Here is a 17,628-nt window from a genome sequence, read left to right as displayed (position 1 = left end):
TCGTTGCAACGAGGAGCGCGCGGATGGCTGGGACTGACAAGCAAGTTTATCGTGAACGAACCTATGTTTCCGACGACGGCCTGACACTCTCGCTCCGTGACTACCAACCGGAAGCGCCAAGCGCGCTGGCGAGGCTTCCCGTCATCTGCCTTCCGGGTTTGACGCGCAACGCCCGCGACTTTCATCCACTGGCATTGCGCCTGTCAAAGGACACGGCTGCGCCGCGGCGGGTCATCGCGCTCGACTACCGTGGGCGCGGGCTCTCCGAGCGCGATCAGAACAAGTCGAACTACAATGTTCGCATGGAGGCTCAGGACGTACTGACGGCCTGCGAACATCTCGGCATCGCGAAAGCGGTCTTCATCGGCACATCGCGTGGCGGTTTGATCCTTCATTTTCTTGTCGAGATGAAACTGGATCTTCTCGCCGCGGTCATTCTCAACGACATAGGGCCGGAGTTGAACGCCAGGGGGCTCATGCGGATCCGCGACGACCTCAACGACGCGGCGGTCCCTCGAAGTTGGAGCGACGCACCCGCGTTGCTCCAATCCCGGCTTGGCCCGGACTTCCCTGCCCTCGCGGAGACGGACTGGGCGGAAATGGCCGAGGCGATTTACCGCGAGATCGACGGAAAGCTCGCCGGCGATTTTGATCGCGCCATCGCCGAACAGTTAAAGACGATCGACTTCGAAAAGCCGCTGCCGGATCTGTGGCGCCACTTCGACATGTTCGCCGACACGCCACTCGTGGTCATCCGAGGCGAGAACTCCGATCTGCTTTCGGCGGCGATTGTGGCCGAGATGGCAGCGCATCATCCCGGACTGACGGTGGTCCTGGCACCCGGCCAGGGCCATCCACCACTGATTCACATCAATCCGGTTTTTGGACGCATCCGACAATTTCTGGCGGCGATATAGAGCGGCCCCAAATGCCTAGCCGCATAAAACGAAAAAGCCCGGCTCGAGAGCCGGGCTTTCCTGATTGACCGAGGTCAGATCAGATTAGAATGCACGCTGCAGGCGGAAGTAGCCGGTCGTGAAATCGTCGAAATCATCCGGATCCGTGTACTGAACGCTAGCCTTGGCGTAGAAGTTCTCGGCGATCTGGTAATCGACCGTCAGACCAACGCGCCATGCGTCACCGTTGTTGAAGTCGGCGTCGGCACCACCAGGTCCGAAGCCACCGTCGCTATCAGCATCAACACCGTAGCCGCTGTACCACTGACCACCGGGGGTGATCTTCAGCTTGTCGGTAGCCTGGATGGCATATTCGGCAGCGATAGCCCACTCTGCGGCGTTGTAGTATGCGCCAGGTGAGTCAGCATAGACGGCTGCGAGGCCGAGTGTGCCAGGACCAATTGCGACCGTGCCCATGGCGCGGACAGCAACAGCTTCGTTGTCGAAGTCATAGCCAGCCGTGACCTGGTACGAGAACGCACCAGCCTTGCCACCGATACCAACTGCAATGCCTTCGTTGTTCGAGACTTCGCCGTTGTAGAACGGGCTGTCTTCCAGCTCGTCAACGGAGATGCCGGCGTAGAAGTCGCCGCTTTCGTACTGATAGCGGATCGAGTTGTGCAGCGTGACCGGGCTGCCGATATCATCGGTTTCACCCGAGAGACCATCGTCCCACCAGCTGTAGAACAGACCAGCGCGGAAGCCAGCGATGTCGAGGTAAGCGGAGTCAAGGATGGTGTTCTGGAACGCGTTGCTTGCAGCATCGGCATTCGACTGCAGAACGATCACGCCGGTGAGCGGGCCGTATTCGGTGTCGCTCTTAGACGTGAACTGAACCTGACCACGGGTGAAGGCATCCCAGTCGGACGTTCCAACGCCGCCAGAGAAGTTGCCGCTGTCGTTTGCCTGGTTAGGACCGAAGTTAACCTGGAAACGGATGTAACCTTCGATCTTCAGGCAGGTTTCCGTGCCTGGGATGTAGAAGTAGCCAGTGCCGTATGCGTCGCAGACACGAACGTATTCGACTGGTTCCGGCTCGGCAGCAACGATAGCGTCAGCAGCCTGAGCACCGGAAACTACTGCGAGAGCAGCAGCGGAGCCGAGAAGTAGGCTCTTGATGTTCATATTGACCTCCAATTCAAAGTTTCGATCGGGTCTGGGTTTTTCGCCGTTAGAGCAGCGTTCCCTGCCCCATCCCCATGTTTCAAGAAGTCGGACGATCAACCGCCCTCGCTTCCGAAGTTGAAAATACAAGACCGGGCCTGTCACGCAATCACCAACTTAGCCGTTCGGGGTATTTGCCACAGCCTTCCCCATGCGCTGTTGCGGAAAGGTCACAAATGCGGCATTCGCCCCGGCCGTTTCTTTATACTTTGTTAAGAAAGCACTGATTTTGCGGACCTTTACGAATTCGTTCCCCTCCTCGATGGGGTCGAATGTGCCACATTGGAACCGATTTTCCGCCAGAATCAAGCTATTCGACATTGCCGCGCAAGCGCTGCGCAGGCCGGGACCGCCGTCACGCGGTTCCAATGATGGAGAATCAGTTTTGCTGACAGTCAGTGATTCTCAGTTTGATTCTGCTGACGCGAATATCGGAGACACCTTACCGCATCGGTAGCATGCAGCGGTGATGCCGCGAGTCGGGTCATGTCGCTGTGAATGTGCTGAGCTTAACTCATTGCCTGGAAGGTGATGGCGGAGAAGATGGGATTCGAACCCACGATACCCTTCCGGGTATACTCCCTTAGCAGGGGAGCGCCTTCGACCACTCGGCCACCTCTCCGGTCGAGAGCCTGATAGAGTCATTCGACAGGTGACGCAAGCGCTTTTTCCGCTTTTCCACCTGCGGCCAGGCCATTGTCCTCAGCTCAGCAATTGCTTGAGATCGGCCGAGGCGTTGGCAAGGATCGTCATGTCGGGATTGATTCCCGTTTCCAGCATCTTCTTGCCGGTGACATAGGCTTTGGCGTCATTGACCGCGTCTACGGCGATGAATGTGCCATCCCTGAAATACCAGATGGAATGCGCGCCTTCGCGCGTGCCTGGGCGCAAGAGCGTCTGATCGTATCCCAGATTGAAGCCGGCGATTTGCAGCTTCACATCATACTGATCCGACCAGAACCATGGCTTGGGATCGTAAGGTTCGTTGCCGCCGGCAATCACTGATGCGACCGCTTCGGCCTGATCAACGGCGTTCTGCACCGATTCGAGGCGAACCCTGCCACCCTGCCACGGCAGCACAGCACAATCGCCCGCAGCGAAGATCGCGGGGTCGGAGGTGCGCGCGAATGCATCGACAACGATTCCATTGGCGACGTCGAGACCGGCCTCCTTGGCGAGCTGGTCATTGGGCGCGACGCCGATCCCAACGATCGCAAAATCGATATCGATGGTGGATCCATCCGACAACTCGGCGGCAACGACGCGTCCGTCCCGACCCACCAGGTGCTTCAGTCCCGTCTTCTCTCGAATGACAACGTCATGCGTTTCGTGAATCACCCTTATGATGTCGGCGGTCTCCTTGGCGGCGACGCGCTGGAGGATTCGCTCGGCCATCTCGATGACCGTTACCTCGAGCCCGAGATGCCGCGCGACGGCAGCCGCTTCGAGACCGATATAGCCGCCACCTATAATAAGGACCCGACGGCCCGGCCGCATTTCCTCGGCGAGGAGGTCGGCGTCACGCTTGTCGCGCGCCACGTAGACCCCGTCGAGGTCTCCGCCGATTGCGGCAGGCAAGTTGCGGGGCGTGGAGCCCGTCGTCAGCGCGAGCGTACCGTATTCCAGTATGGAGCCGTCCTGCAGCACAACATGCTTCGCCTCGCGCACGATCTGCTCGGCCCAAGTCGACAGCCTGATCTCGACATTGTTGTCGGCGTACCAGTGCTCAGGCCTAAACAGCAGGCGATCGAAGCTCATCTCGCCGAGCAGGTACTTCTTGGTGAGCGGCGGGCGCTGATAGGGCAGAACATCCTCGGCACCGATGATGGTGATCGGGCGCATGTCCTTGAGAGCGCGGAGTTTCGCGGCCAATGCAAACCCTGCCTGGCCCGCGCCGATTATCACCAATCTGTCCGTCACGATCCCACTCCCAGCATACATTCGCGAGCTCCAGCAAAGGCCTACCCCCTGCCCTCGGCGTCGTCAACCAGAGGATCGACCTCAGCCGATCTCGATCCAGCGACGCTCGTGGAACGACTGTGCCATGGCGTGAACGGACTTCTCTATCCTGAGACCGTCTTCAAATGTCACGATCGACGACGGCTCGCCGGAAATTGCTCGAATGAGCTCACGGCATTCGATGATCTTCAAATCGTTGAAGCCGAGGCCGTGACCTGGCGCCGGAATGAAACGGTCGTACGGCTGGTGAGCCGGACCCGCCAGGATCTTGCGGAACCCCTGCTCCGCACCATGGCCTTCCGCTCGATAGAGCTCGAATTCATTCATCCGCTCCTGGTCATAGGTGATTGCGCCCTTGGAGCCAAATATCTGGAGTGCGATGCGTCCCTTTCGCCCCCAGGCAGCGCGATTTGCCATCAGCACCGCTGAGATGCCCCCGCCGAGACGCATGAGAACATTGGCTGCATCGTGATTCTCAACCGGCCGCCGGCCGCCGTTCGCCAAGGGTCGATCGGCGTAAGGCTTCACCATGTCCGTGATGACAGCTTCGACATGGCCGAAAAGATACCAAAGCAGAGACAGCGGATGCACCGCGAAATCATCGAGAGCGCCATAACCCGCCGAGAGTTCGCTCTTCCAATAGAAGAGCGCGTCGGGGTCGGCCATGAAGTCCTCGTCCATTTCGACGCGAATATGATTCACACGGCCGATTGCGCCTTCGTCTATCAGTTCCTTGATATGACGCATCATCGGGTTCTGGATATAGTTGTATCCGAGGACGGCAACCTTGCCCGCAGCCCTGGCTGCATTCAGCATACGCTCGGCATCGGCGTATGCAGGCGCCATCGGCTTCTCGCACCAGACATGTTTGCCAGCCTCGAGCGCGGCAATCGCCATTTCGGCATGGAACTGGTTCGGCGTGGTGACGGAGACGATGTCGACCTCCGGGTCCGCAATAAGGCGGCGCCAATCGGCGGTTGCCTTTTCGAAACCGAATTCGGATGCACGCTTTTCGGCCAGTTCTGGATTGGCTTCGGCCAGATGCACGAGACGCGGCCGCTCGACGTCCCCAAAGACTGTCTTGACGGCATTCCACGCCAGCGCATGGCACTTGCCCATGTAACCGGTGCCGATCAGGCCGATTCCGAGTGGCGTCATTGTATTTCCTCCCGATGCCGCTTTGATTTCTGGAATATTTAGATCATTTTGACAAGCGGTTGCGCCCTTGCCAATGCGGCCGAACCCCCATCGTTGTCGCCAAAACCCTTGTATTTCAGTGAAAATAAAACAGATAGGCCGACGGGCGGAAATCAATTATGGTCAGAAGCATGGAATATTTGTTTCATTCTTCGGATCGACGACATGGAAAGTGACACCAAGCCGCGCGCAAGAGTTCCGCGCGATTTCGAAAGCCTGCGCAGCACCATTATCGAGCGAAAGGGCAGCATGCCGAAGCGGCTTGCCCAAGTCGCTGCCTTTGCGCTTGGCAATCCCGACGAGATCGCTTTTGGAACTACCGCCAGCATCGCAGCTGCGTCGGAGGTGCAGCCGTCAACACTGGTCCGGCTGGCACATCATCTCGGCTACGACGGTTTCTCGGACCTGCAGAGCATTTTTCGCGAGCGTCTGCGCGATCGGACGCTGAGTTACGAGGAACGGCTCGTCACCCTCGAACAATCGAGCGGTGACGACGAGGATGCAAACCTGCTTACGGGTTTCATCTCGGCTGCCAGCCAATCGGTCAATCGCCTTGCGGCGACCGTGCAGACAGAGACCTTCACGCGGGCAGTCGATATCCTGGCCGCAGCGGACACAATCTATCTGATTGCAAAGCGACGTTCCTATCCGCTGACGGCGCATATGACCTATGCCTTCTCCAAGCTCAACATCCGCCACCAGATCGTCGCGTCGCCGAATGGCGTCGATCCGGAAATGGTGCAGTTTGCAACACCAAGGGATGCGGCAATTGCTGCGAGCTTCTCGCCCTATGCCGCCGATAGCCTGAGCCAAGCGGAAGAGTTGGCAGCTCGTGGCGTACCCGTCGTTGCCATCACCGATTCCGCCTTTTCGCCATTGGCGGCTCGAGCGACCTGCTGGTTTGAACTGGCTGAAGCAGATTTTGCCGGATTCCGCTCGCTGTCTGCCTCCATGGCGCTAACCATGGCTTTACCAGTGGCGATTGCCGAGCGGCGGCGCAAGCTTGCCCAGATAAAATCCGTAAAAGCCGAAATGGAATAAACATTCCGAATTGACAATATTACGGAACCGATGTTTCATTGTCAAAAGTCGGCGACCCATCCAGGCCGCAGCTAGAATCCAGCGGGAGGACATCATGGTACAATCGAATCCTGGCGCACAGCCGGAGCCGCAACTTGATGTGATCACCATCGGCCGCTCCTCGGTCGACCTTTATGGTCAACAAATTGGATCGCGGCTGGAGGATATCGGCTCGTTCGCCAAATCGGTTGGCGGCTGCCCCGCCAATATAGCCATCGGCACGGCCCGCCTCGGGCTAAAATCCGGCCTGATAACGCGCGTCGGCGATGAACAGATGGGACGCTTCATTCGCGAGCAGTCGGCGCGCGAAGGTGTTGCAACCGACGGCATCGTTACGGACAAGGAGCGGCTTACAGCACTGGTGCTTCTCGCTGTCGAGGCCGAAGGCGTCTCGCCGATGATCTTTTATCGCTCCGACTGTGCCGACATGGCGCTTGATGAAAGCGATATCGACGAGGCCTACATCAAGTCGTCTCGAGCAGTGCTGGTCTCCGGCACGCATTTCTCCCGGCCGAATACGGAGGCTGCGCAGCGCAAGGCGATCCGCATCGCCAAGGCCAATGGCCGCAAGGTGATCTTCGATATAGACTACCGACCAAACCTCTGGGGGCTTGCCGGCCATGCGGAGGGATTCGAGCGTTATGTGAAGTCCGACCGCGTTTCCTCCAAGATGAAGGAGACGCTGCCTGATTGCGATCTGATCGTCGGGACGGAAGAGGAAATCCTGATCGCCTCGGGCGCCGATGACGTGCTTGGAGCCTTGAAAGAGATTCGTCGCCTTTCCGCTGCAACGATCGTGCTGAAGCGCGGCGCCATGGGCTGCATCGTCTATGACGGCCCCATCTCGGACGACCTCGAGGCTGGCATCATCGGCGAAGGCTTTCCGATTGAGGTCTTCAACGTGCTGGGCGCCGGCGACGCGTTCATGTCCGGCCTCCTGCGTGGCTGGTTAAAGGACGAACCGCTGAAAACCTGTGCGACCTGGGCAAACGCCTGCGGTGCCTTTGCCGTCTCCCGACTGCTCTGCTCGCCGGAATACCCGACCTGGGCGGAGCTCGATTTTTTCCTGAAGAACGGCAGCAAGCACCTGGCGCTACGCAAGGACGAGGAAATAAACCACATTCACTGGGCTTCGACCCGCAAGGGCAAGATTCCGCTATTGATGGCGCTGGCGATCGACCATCGCTCGCAACTGACCAGCGTCTGCGACGAACTGGGTGTGGACTACAAGAGGATCGTTGCCTTCAAGCGGCTGGCGGTCGAGGCAGCTGCGCGCGTCGCGAACGGCCGCAGCGGCTATGGGATGCTGATCGACGAGCGATTTGGCCGCGATGCCTTCTTCGATGCCGCAACCAAGAATTTCGCGTGGATCGGCCGCCCGGTGGAATTGCCGGGCTCCAAGCCGCTACGCTTCGAATTCAGCCAGGACATCGGCTCGCAACTTGTCGAATGGCCGCTCGATCACTGCATCAAGTGCCTGTGCTTCTATCATCCGGACGATCCCGCCGAGTTGAAGACGGAGCAACAAGAAAAGCTGCGTACGCTCTTCGAAGCGGCGCGCAAGGTTGGTCGCGAGCTCCTGATCGAGATCATCGCCAGCAAGAACGGACCGTTGACCGACGATACCATTTCGACCGCGATGGAAGAGCTCTATGCTCTGGGGATCAAGCCGGACTGGTGGAAGCTGGAACCCCAGGCCTCCAGCGCCGCGTGGAAGAAGATCGAGGCGGTGATCGCCAGGAACGATCCGTGGTGCCGGGGTATTGTGCTGCTCGGGCTCGAGGCGCCGGCCGAAGAACTGCTCAAGGGCTTCGAGGCGACGCTTGCTGCACCCTCCGTCAAGGGATTTGCGGTCGGGCGTACGATTTTTGCCGATGCGGCCCGTGCATGGCTGTCCGGCAACATGAATGACGAGGAGGCGATCACCGATATGGCTGGACGCTTCCGCCAACTGACCGAGGCATGGTTGAAAACCCGCGGCCTGCATTAATTAGAGCATTGGGAGGTGCCCCATGGGCAAGACGATACGTTTGACGATGGCGCAGGCCGTTACGCATTTTCTCAGGAAGCAGATGACAGTGGTCGACGGCCGGAAAGTGCCGATCTTCGGCGGTGTCTGGGCGATCTTCGGCCATGGCAACGTGGCCGGCATCGGCGAGGCACTTTACCAGGTGCGCGGCGAGTTGCCGACCTATCGCGCCCATAACGAACAGGGCATGGCGCATGCGGCGATCGCTTATGCAAAGGCAAGCTTTCGCCAGCGCTTCATGGCCTGCACGACCTCTATCGGGCCAGGCTCGCTGAACATGGTAACTGCAGCGGGTGTCGCGCACGTGAACCGCATCCCGGTTCTCTTTCTCCCCGCTGATGTCTTTGCCAACCGCGCCCCAGACCCGGTGCTGCAGCAGATCGAGGATTTCGGCGACGGCACGGTTTCGGCCAACGACGCTTTCCGACCGGTCTCGCGGTATTTCGATCGAATCACGCGGCCGGAGCAGATCATTTCGGCCATGAAGCGCGCCATGCAGGTTTTGACCGATCCTCTCGACTGTGGTCCGGTAACTCTGTCGCTCTGCCAGGACGTGCAGGCCGAGGCTTTCGATTATCCGGCGAGTTTCTTCGAGGAGCGTGTCTGGGCGACGCGCCGCCCGCGTCCTGATGCCGATGAGCTGGCGAACGCCATTGCCCTGATCAGGAAGGCGGAAAAGCCGGTGATCATCGCCGGTGGCGGCGTGCTCTATTCACAGGCGACGAAGGAATTGACCGCATTTGCCGAAGCCCACGGCATTCCCGTTGTCGTCACCCAGGCTGGCAAGTCGGCGATCGACGAACGGCATCCTCTGGCGCTCGGTTCGGTCGGCGTCACAGGTACGTCCGCCGCCAACGCCATTGCCGAGGAAACTGATCTGGTTATTGCGGTTGGCACCCGCTGCCAGGACTTCACCACGGGTTCGTGGGCGCTATTCAAGAACGAAAAGCTTGCAATCCTCAGCGTCAACATCGCGGCCTATGATGCGGTCAAGCATGACGCGCATCCGCTGGTGGCCGATGCGCGCGAAGGCTTGAAGGCGATATCCTCCGGGCTTGCCGGCTGGAAAGCTCCCGCGGCCCTTGCGGCAAAGGCCGAGAAGGAAAAGAAAATCTGGGTAGATGCCGCGGCCAAGGCGATGGCCGCCACCAATGCCGCGCTGCCTTCAGATGCGCAGGTGATCGGCGCGGTTGCGCGCTCGATTGGCGGCGAGAAGACGATTGCGCTTTGCGCGGCAGGCGGCCTACCTGGGGAGTTGCACAAGCTCTGGCCTGCCACCGTTCCCGGCAGCTACCACATGGAATACGGCTTCTCCTGCATGGGATACGAGATCGCCGGCGGTCTTGGCGCGAAGATGGCGCATCCGGAAAAGGATGTCGTCGTCATGGTCGGCGACGGCTCCTACATGATGATGAACTCGGAGCTTGCAACCTCCGTGATGCTGGGGCTCAAGCTCAACATCGTCTTGCTCGACAACCGCGGGTACGGCTGCATCAACCGGTTGCAGATGGCCACGGGCGGCGCCAACTTCAACAACCTGCTGAAGGACTCCTACCACCAAGTCATGCCGGAAATCGACTTTCGCGCGCATGCCGAGAGCATGGGCGCCATCGCGGTCAAGGTCGCCTCGATCGCCGAGCTGGAAAAGGCCATCATCGATTCGCGAAAGAACGACCGCACCTCGGTTTTCGTGATCGATACCGATCCGCTGATCACCACCGAGGCCGGCGGTCACTGGTGGGATGTCGCCGTGCCCGAGGTCAGCCCTCGCGAACAGGTAAACAAGGCGCACAAGGCTTATGTCGCAGCGCGTACCGCCCAGCGCATCGGTTAGCCGATTGTCGTCGTTTTTGCGGAAGAGCGGTTACCGCTCCTCCAGACAATGCCTTTAAGGAGAATGTTTATGAAGGCCAAACTCGGAATGTCGCCCATCGCGTGGTGGAACGACGATCTTCCTGAGCTCAGCGACGATGTGTCCCTCGAGGAGTGCCTGCGGCAATCCCGAAGTGCAGGCTTTACCGGCATGGAGAAAGGCCGCCGCTTTCCTGACGATCCACAGGTGATGCTGCCGATCCTGCGCGCCGCCGACGTGACGCTGTGCGGGGGCTGGTTCTCGGGTACGCTGGTCGACGAAGAGCTTGCCGCCAACAAGGACCGCATCGCTCCGATGATCGAACTGTTCAAGGCGGTCAATGCTCCCTGCATCGTCTACGGCGAGGTGGGCCGCTCGATCCAAGGCGACCGCTCAAAGCCGCTCGCGACCAAGCCACGTCTTTCCGATGACGAGATGAAGGCCTATGCGCGTCGTGTCACCCAGTTCGGGGAGTGGTGCGTCGAGCAGGGCATGCCGCTTTCCTATCACCATCACATGGCTGCCGTGGTCGAAACCGAGCCGGAGCTAGACGCGTTCATGCGTCATTCGGGAGAAGGTATCCCTCTTTTGCTCGATGCCGGGCATTTGGCCTTTGCCGGGGGAGACGTTTTGCGCGCCATCGGCAACCACCATGCCCGCATCAACCACGTTCACGTCAAGGACATCCGCAGGCCTGTGGTGGATGGGCTCGATCGCAGCCGGCAATCGTTCCTCGACGCGGTGTCGCTTGGCGCCTTCACCGTGCCGGGCGACGGTTCGCTCGATTTCGGCGCCATCGTCCAGCGGCTCGCCGATCACGGCTATGAGGGCTGGTTCGTCGTCGAGGCCGAGCAGGATCCGCGCAAAGCCCCGCCGCAGAAAATGGCCGAGATCGGCCATGCCGAATTGACGCGGGTTATGACGGCCGCGGGCTATACCGTCGAAACGGAAGGCTTCCCCAAAGGATAAGGTGAGTGCCTCTCCGGACTGCCGGAGCAAGGCGCCACAACCTACCAGGAGAGACAGATCAATGCCAAACCTCAAGGTAAAACCATCAGGCAAGAGCGGCCGCGTCACCCATGTGACGCCTGAAAACGCCGGCTGGACCTATGTCGGGTTCGAGATGCACAGGTTAAAGGCGGGCGAAACGGTGTCCGGCGAAACCGGCGACCGCGAAGTCTGCCTCGTTTGGGTAAGCGGCAAGGGCAAAGCCAAGGCCGGCGCCAAGGATTTCGGCACGCTCGGTGAGCGGATGAACCCTTTCGACGGCCAGCCGCACGCGCTCTACATCCCGATGGAGTCGGCATGGTCGGTGGCGGCCGAGACGAATCTGGAACTCGCCGTCTGCTCCGCACCGGGCGGCGGCACCTACGAGGCCAAGGCGATTCCGCCCGGCACGCACCCTGCATTGACGCGCGGCAAGGGTACGAATGTCCGCTATGTCAACAACATCATGCCGGAGGACGATGCTTCGGCCTATTCGTTGCTTGTCGTGGAAGTCATCACGCCGGGCGGCCACACCTCATCCTACCCGCCGCACAAGCACGACCAGGACGACCTGCCGAACGAGAGCTTTCTTGAGGAAACCTACTATCACCGCCTGAACCCGCCGCAGGGCTTCGGATTCCAACGGGTCTATACCGACGATCGTTCGCTGGACGAGGTGATGGTGCTCGAAGATGGCGATGTCACGCTGGTACCGAAAGGCTATCACCCCTGCGCCGCCTGCCACGGATATGACCTTTATTATCTCAATGTCATGGCCGGTCCAAAGCGCGTCTGGAAATTCCACAATGCGCCTGAACACGAGTGGCTGATGAAGGCATGAGCCGCCCTAATCGTCGTCGGCTTCGACAGCGACGCCCAGGGCCTGATATGGACTCCAATACCTGCCGAAAAAAGCCGCGTTCCCAATAGCGCGGCTTTCACGCGGGCAATAGCCCGTAGCGCCAACCTCTCCCTCTTGCGAGACGCGCGAGCACTATCCCTGCCAGCACGAGCATAGAGGCCTCGGCGAAGACCGGCACCATCCAGATCCCGATCTCGCCAAAGATGCGGGGCAGCAGGAAGGTGAGCGGCAGCGTAAAGAGATAAGCACGCGACAGGCCGAAGATTGCGGCACGCTTGGCATCGCCGATCGCCTGAAAATAACCAGAGAGCACGATCATCTGGCCGAAGAGAAAATACGCGCCGACAGTCCAAGGTAGAATGCGCGAGACTTCCCCGATCACGACAGGATCACTGACGAAGATCGAGCCCAGTCGCCCGGCCAGGCTCTCGACGATGACCTCGACTGACGTGCAGTAGACAAGCGCCGCGATCATAGCGATTTGCAGGCTGCGCCCGACACGCTCTTGAAGCCCCGCCCCGTAGTTGTTTCCGCAGATCGTCTGGAAGGCGATGTTGAGGCCGAGCAGCGGCAAATAGGCGAAGGTCATTATGCGCGTGATGACGCCATAGGCTCCGATGGTCGCCACATAGTCCGCTGAACCCCAGATGGAGAGGTTTACGATGATTGCGGCGGAGCCCGCAGAAATGCCGATGAAGCCAAGGCTCATCGGCGCGCCGAGGGTGACGATGCCTTTCCATTCCGCGAATGAAAACCGCCTCGCCGGACGCAGTGCCATTGCCCCCCGCCAGCGATATCCGAGGATCGATACGAGGCAGATCGCCTGTGCCGAGACCGTGCCGATCGCCGAGCCTGCCACCCCCCATTGCATGACTGCCATGAAGAACCAGTTGGCAGCAATGTTCAGCAGCGATGCGGCAAATGTCACCATGGTCATGAAGCCGATCTTGCCCTCGCAACGAAGCGCATCGACGTTCAGCGACAGTAGGAACGCCACGGGTGCTGCGCTCACCATGATGCCCATGAAGAGTCTGGCGTTTGCGCCGACCTCCGCATCGCCGGCAGCGGCGGCATCAATGATGTGGCAACCCGCGCCCCAGTAGATTGCATTGACCAAAGCGACGACGGCGATCGAGAGTACGTGGGCAGCGGAAAACGTCCGCCGCGCCGCGAGCCGGTTGCCTGCTCCCAATTGGCGGGCGAGAATGCTCGCCATGCCGTTCGAAACAAGCGATTGCAGCGCGATGATCAACATCAGGCCGGGGAAGATCAGTGTAACGGCCGAAAGCGCCTCGGGGCCGACATAGGCCCCAAGGAAGTAGGCGTCCACGACTGCGAAGAAGCCGTTGATCGTGGTGATCAGAATGATAGGTGCCGCGGTGCGAGCAAAGACCGCAGGCAGCGAGCCGGTTAGAAATGCGTTGTGTTCACTATCGGTTTTCATGGGCGGATCCGCGCGATAACGGCACACCCTGCAAGGTTTGCCGTTTCAAAAAGGAGTTCGGATGGCTCAGATGCTGAGAATGAGCTGCGGCAGACCGTTCGATGTCTTCCGTGGCGATGCACCACTGCCATCTATCTGGGCGCTGACGCGCTGGCGGAAGGCCGAGAAACTATCGAACGTCACGACGTCAACCGGCTCGTCGAAATGGATGGTGATCTTGTGGAGCCCACCACCGGTCTCGGCGAGTGCCAGAACCTTGCCGCTGAAAGGCTGATTCAGGTAACGGCCACGCACCTGCGACCCCACGGAGAGCAAGGTAACGGGGTCGGCATTCGGTTTAGAAGAGAGCGCAGTCAGCGTGTTCCAATCGCGAACGCCATGCTGCTGGGCAACGAGTTCAAGCGCGGTGCTGTGTGAAACTGCCGTGCCGCGCGTTTCCATCGCCTGGCGGAGCCGCTTTGCCTGAGCTTTCAGCTCATCGATGGCAGGATAGATCGTCGTCATAGGTTCAGCCTTTCGGAAGGCATGCCACATTCGACTGTAGATGGGAGCTCGCATTGCCGCCAGTCAGCATGCACCAGTGGGCTGCGACCATTTCTGTCGAAGACTTCACCATGGATTTATCATCCGCGAGCGGCCGGTGCCTCGAAACCGCGTTTGATATGCTTGAAGCCATGCGCAGTGTCAAGATGCACAGATAAGAGGCACCATCAGCCGGTTTTGCCCGATACTGACCCATTTCTCTGTCCAGACACGCATAAGGTTGGGGTTTTAAAGAGCTTGTTCAGACGTTGTCAGCATTATCGCGTTAGTCTCAACACACACAACAGGCGGAGGCTGCCGTGGCCTTTCAGACGCACCTCGATACCGAGCAACCGGAACAGACCTATCGGGAGTTCTCTCTCGACCGGCCGGGCAAGATCATCTTCGTCGGCCATCACCTGAGCACGGGCACCCAGGTCAAATGCCTGATCCGTACCATCACGCTCGCCGGGGCCGTGCTGGAAGTGAGCCCAAGCCTTGAAGTTCCAAACAATTTCTACCTGGAAATCCTCGGTATTCACGATGAAATCGGGTCGACAGTGGTCAAGCGCGACGGCGAGCTGGTGACAATCAGCTTCAACATGCTGATCAACGCGGAATTTCTGCATCACGTGCTGCGACTGAATTTTGAGACGTGAATAGAGATACGCATCCGGAAACAAAACGCGGGCTGTTAGCCCGCGTCATCATGTCAGCCCTCACGCGGTCAGATGCCGCTCGATCTGATCGACCGGCAGATTTGTGTAGTCCTTCGCAATCTCACCGGTTATCGCAGCTTGGGCATCCGCGCTGATGTTCGGCCTGAGTGTGCCAAGAGCCCTCGGTGGCGCCACCAACAGGATGCGTTTGGCTTCTTTCTGATGCACCAGTTCGTCAAGCTTGCGCGCCACCTGCTTCAGGAATTCGACTTCAGCCTGTTCGTGCCAGTCCGTCTCTTCGACGGCGCTCCCGCTGAATCCGTCGGCGGCGTGTGTTCGGCCTGGCTTGTCGGTCCCGATCTCCCTGTCTGCCTCGTTCGGCTGGGCCAACGTCTCCTGCACCCTCAAGTTCATCAGTTCGGCATCGCCGGAGTTCTGCATAAACAGAGCCTTGGCTCCATCGCAGACAACGACCCATGATTCCCAGGGGACTCTAATGTCAGCCATTTTTGTTTCCTCGCTATTTCATTTTGAATCATCACGACGCAAGCCGGTCGCCCAATAAAAACGTGTGGCCGGTCAAAGAGTTCGGGTGATTCAGAGAGAATTTTCACGCTCGACAATCCGAACCTCTTTTTGCGCGTAGAACTAACGAAACGAAGCGAGGCAAGACATGAAAATAGCATTTGTCGCGTATGGTGGTTCGCTTGTGGCACTGCTTGCAGTGGATGCAATCTGGCTCGGCCTGGTCGCGCGAACTTTCTACCGTGACCAGTTAGGAGATATGATGCTCCCCTCTCCTAATCTTGGGATTGCCGTGGTCTTCTACATTTTCTTTGCAGCAGCCGTTGTCATCCTTGCAGTACTTCCCGCCTTATCCGCGGGATCCTTGATCATGGCAATCGTCTACGGTGCGGTCCTCGGGCTCGCGGCCTATGGCACCTACGAGATCACCAATCTCGCAACGTTGAGGAACTGGCCTGTTGCGATGGCGGTGATCGATATTGGATGGGGCACATTCCTCACTTCGCTGACTGCGGCAAGCGGCTTCACGGTCGCTCGCCTATTCGCCTGACTGGTCGTCGGCGATCAAAATCCGTCTTCCTTAAAATTGTATCTTCTCAGTTGATGAATACGAAAAGCATTCGTGTGAGGCTGCCCGAGTAAAACTGGGAAAACCCTGGTTTGAGGAGACACGTGGAATGCAGATGCTACGCGCCACCCACCTGGCGACCGTCAAGTCCGCGGTCTATGAAACACGCTGGGAACAGTTCAGCGTAAGACGGCCAGCGCGTATCATCGCTGTTCGGCCCTGCCTGACAGGCATTTCCATCCGCAGTGCGGAGATCGTCGATATCTCGCGCGGCGGCGCGACGTTCGTCGTTTCATCGGCCGCTGGATTGCCCAAGCACTACTACCTTAACATTCTCGGTCTCGCGTACCGGATCGGTTGCGCCGAGGTGTACCGAAACGACGAGCGAATCGGCGTGCGCTTCATCAATACCATCGAGCCTGAGGTACTCCGGCGCGTCGTTCGTGCTGACTTCATGATCGGAAATATGGAAGCGACAGCCGCCCGCGGCTCTGCGCGAATGTAGAATCCAAGCGCCGCTGGAATAATCTTCCTTGCCTTGGCGACGGCAGGGCATATTGTTGGCGCGGTTCCACACAGCTTCCGGGAAATTGCTTTCGAATGTCCGCCTTCTCGCGCTTCACGCCGCTGGCCAACGCCCTCCCCTCCACCGTGCCTTTCGTCGGTCCCGAAGCCATCGAGCGCCAGCGAGGGCTTCAGGTCAAGGCCCGCATCGGCGCCAACGAGAGCGGTTTCGGCCCGGCGCCCTCCGTGCTGGCAGCGATGCGCGAGCACGCAGGCGATATCTGGAAATACAACGATCCGGAAAACTACGAGCTGAAGGAGGCGCTGGCCGCGCATCTCGGGGTGGGCGCCGCCAACATTGCGATCGGCGGCGGGATCGATGAGCTGCTGGGGCAGATCGTCCGGCTGGTGATCGAACCAGGCGCGCCGGTCGTGACCTCACTCGGCGGATATCCGACCTTCAATTTCCATGTCGTGGGTTTCGGCGGCAGGCTGGTGACGGTCCCATATGTCGGCGACCGCGAAAATCTCGATGGTTTGCTTGACGCTGTCAGGCGCGAAAACGCACCGCTGGTCTACTTCGCCAACCCGGACAATCCGATGGGCAGCTGGTGGGATGCCGACAGCATCGTCTCCTTCGCCCGGGCGCTGCCTGATACCACGCTGCTCATCCTCGACGAAGCCTATAGCGAAACCGGTCCGCTCGGATCGCTGCCTCCCATCGGTACGTTGATCGACTTGCCCAATATCGTGCGCACCCGTACTTTCTCGAAGGCCTACGGGCTGGCAGGTGCTCGGATCGGCTACGTCGTTTCAACTCCCGGCACGGCACTCGCTTTCGACAAGATTCGCAACCATTTCGGTATGAACCGTCTCGCGACGGCCGCGGCGCTGGCCGCACTTCGGGATCAGCCTTACCTGACCGAGGTGATCGGTAGAATTCAGTCGGCGCGCGACAGGATTTCTGGCATTGCCAAGGCCAACGGCCTGATTGCCCTGCCATCTGCGACGAACTTCGTGGCAGTCGATGCCGGACGCGATGGCACCTTTGCGCGGGCCATCGTCGATGGGCTGATGCAGCACGGCGTCTTTATCCGCATGCCCGGGGTCGCGCCCCTCAACCGCTGCGTCCGCGTCAGCGTCGGCCCGGAAGCCGATATGGCTCTCCTCGAGCAAGCCTTGCCGCTTGTTCTAAAATCGCTCGGCTAGGGAAATTGCAGCGAACCGCGCCGGCCTTGTTTCAACCGGTCGCGGTTCTTCTTTACCTGGCATTGCAAAGCCGCGCCGCCAGCTCCCTCTTTTGAGGTTGTTTTCTTGTCG

Annotated in this window: 16 protein-coding genes and 1 tRNA gene; 10 read left to right on the top strand and 7 right to left on the bottom strand. The window is 59.5% G+C overall.

The features are described from left to right. Positions 1-23 precede the first annotated feature (23 nt). Positions 24-917, top strand: coding sequence for an alpha/beta hydrolase (locus ASC90_RS27065; RefSeq protein ID WP_056547716.1), 894 nt, complete (start codon positions 24-26; stop codon positions 915-917). Between the two features lie 84 nt (positions 918-1,001). Here ASC90_RS27065 and ASC90_RS27060 read toward each other — a convergent pair whose 3' ends face one another. From ASC90_RS27060 to ASC90_RS27040, 4 genes are all read right to left on the bottom strand, one after another. Continuing rightward, positions 1,002-2,081, bottom strand: coding sequence for a porin (locus ASC90_RS27060; RefSeq protein WP_056547712.1), 1,080 nt, complete (start codon positions 2,079-2,081; stop codon positions 1,002-1,004). A gap of 571 nt (positions 2,082-2,652) precedes the next feature. Beyond that, positions 2,653-2,742 (bottom strand) — tRNA-Ser (locus tag ASC90_RS27050). An 80-nt stretch (positions 2,743-2,822) separates the two neighbouring features. Further along, positions 2,823-4,040 carry an FAD-dependent oxidoreductase gene (locus ASC90_RS27045; protein ID WP_056548011.1) on the bottom strand — a complete coding sequence of 406 codons (1,218 nt, stop codon included), beginning with the start codon at positions 4,038-4,040 and terminating at the stop codon, positions 2,823-2,825. Between the two features lie 81 nt (positions 4,041-4,121). Further along, on the bottom strand, positions 4,122-5,237 hold the full coding sequence (locus tag ASC90_RS27040; protein ID WP_056547707.1) for a Gfo/Idh/MocA family oxidoreductase: 1,116 nt from the start codon (positions 5,235-5,237) through the stop codon (positions 4,122-4,124). 204 nt (positions 5,238-5,441) lie between these two features. On the opposite strand from ASC90_RS27040, the gene ASC90_RS27035 reads away from it, so the two are divergent. From ASC90_RS27035 to iolB, 5 genes are all read left to right on the top strand, one after another. Beyond that, the gene (locus ASC90_RS27035; protein WP_056547705.1) at positions 5,442-6,317 is read left to right on the top strand and encodes a MurR/RpiR family transcriptional regulator; all 876 of its coding nucleotides are present in this window, start codon (positions 5,442-5,444) and stop codon (positions 6,315-6,317) included. 94 nt (positions 6,318-6,411) lie between these two features. Beyond that, complete coding sequence (gene iolC / locus ASC90_RS27030; protein WP_056547703.1) at positions 6,412-8,346, top strand: 5-dehydro-2-deoxygluconokinase; 1,935 nt, start codon at positions 6,412-6,414, stop codon at positions 8,344-8,346. 22 nt (positions 8,347-8,368) lie between these two features. Continuing rightward, positions 8,369-10,219: a 3D-(3,5/4)-trihydroxycyclohexane-1,2-dione acylhydrolase (decyclizing) gene (gene iolD / locus ASC90_RS27025; protein ID WP_056547700.1), complete on the top strand. Its 1,851-nt coding sequence runs from the start codon at positions 8,369-8,371 to the stop codon at positions 10,217-10,219. A gap of 69 nt (positions 10,220-10,288) precedes the next feature. Next, positions 10,289-11,206, top strand: a complete 918-nt coding sequence (gene iolE / locus ASC90_RS27020) for a myo-inosose-2 dehydratase (protein ID WP_056547697.1) — start codon at positions 10,289-10,291, stop codon at positions 11,204-11,206. A 61-nt stretch (positions 11,207-11,267) separates the two neighbouring features. Beyond that, positions 11,268-12,065: a 5-deoxy-glucuronate isomerase gene (gene iolB, locus ASC90_RS27015; protein WP_056547694.1), complete on the top strand. Its 798-nt coding sequence runs from the start codon at positions 11,268-11,270 to the stop codon at positions 12,063-12,065. A gap of 97 nt (positions 12,066-12,162) precedes the next feature. Here the strand turns inward: iolB and ASC90_RS27010 are convergent, their stop codons facing one another. Together ASC90_RS27010 and ASC90_RS27005 are read right to left on the bottom strand one after the other, a co-directional pair. Beyond that, positions 12,163-13,530 (bottom strand): MATE family efflux transporter, encoded by a 1,368-nt coding sequence (locus tag ASC90_RS27010; RefSeq protein ID WP_056547690.1) that lies wholly within the window; start codon positions 13,528-13,530, stop codon positions 12,163-12,165. Between the two features lie 66 nt (positions 13,531-13,596). Next, complete coding sequence (locus tag ASC90_RS27005) at positions 13,597-14,034, bottom strand: glyoxalase superfamily protein (RefSeq protein ID WP_056548007.1); 438 nt, start codon at positions 14,032-14,034, stop codon at positions 13,597-13,599. 338 nt (positions 14,035-14,372) lie between these two features. Between ASC90_RS27005 and ASC90_RS27000 the strand changes: the two genes are divergently transcribed. Further along, complete coding sequence (locus ASC90_RS27000; protein WP_056547687.1) at positions 14,373-14,711, top strand: hypothetical protein; 339 nt, start codon at positions 14,373-14,375, stop codon at positions 14,709-14,711. A gap of 60 nt (positions 14,712-14,771) precedes the next feature. Here the strand turns inward: ASC90_RS27000 and ASC90_RS26995 are convergent, their stop codons facing one another. Continuing rightward, the gene (locus ASC90_RS26995) at positions 14,772-15,218 is read right to left on the bottom strand and encodes a host attachment family protein (RefSeq protein WP_056547685.1); all 447 of its coding nucleotides are present in this window, start codon (positions 15,216-15,218) and stop codon (positions 14,772-14,774) included. A 166-nt stretch (positions 15,219-15,384) separates the two neighbouring features. Here ASC90_RS26995 and ASC90_RS26990 point away from each other — a divergent pair, with 166 nt between their 5' ends. The 3 genes from ASC90_RS26990 to ASC90_RS26980 all read left to right on the top strand — a co-directional run bounded on the left by ASC90_RS26990 (position 15,385) and on the right by ASC90_RS26980 (position 17,517). Next, on the top strand, positions 15,385-15,786 hold the full coding sequence (locus ASC90_RS26990; protein WP_056547682.1) for a DUF2177 family protein: 402 nt from the start codon (positions 15,385-15,387) through the stop codon (positions 15,784-15,786). Positions 15,787-15,913: 127 nt separating this feature from the next. Further along, positions 15,914-16,309, top strand: coding sequence for a hypothetical protein (locus tag ASC90_RS26985; protein ID WP_056547679.1), 396 nt, complete (start codon positions 15,914-15,916; stop codon positions 16,307-16,309). 95 nt (positions 16,310-16,404) lie between these two features. Beyond that, positions 16,405-17,517 carry a pyridoxal phosphate-dependent aminotransferase gene (locus ASC90_RS26980; protein ID WP_056547676.1) on the top strand — a complete coding sequence of 371 codons (1,113 nt, stop codon included), beginning with the start codon at positions 16,405-16,407 and terminating at the stop codon, positions 17,515-17,517. Positions 17,518-17,628: the final 111 nt, after the last annotated feature.

This window comes from Rhizobium sp. Root1220 (assembly GCF_001426265.1).
Lineage (GTDB): Bacteria > Pseudomonadota > Alphaproteobacteria > Rhizobiales > Rhizobiaceae > Rhizobium.
This window is presented reverse-complemented; position numbering and strand designations above follow the sequence as displayed.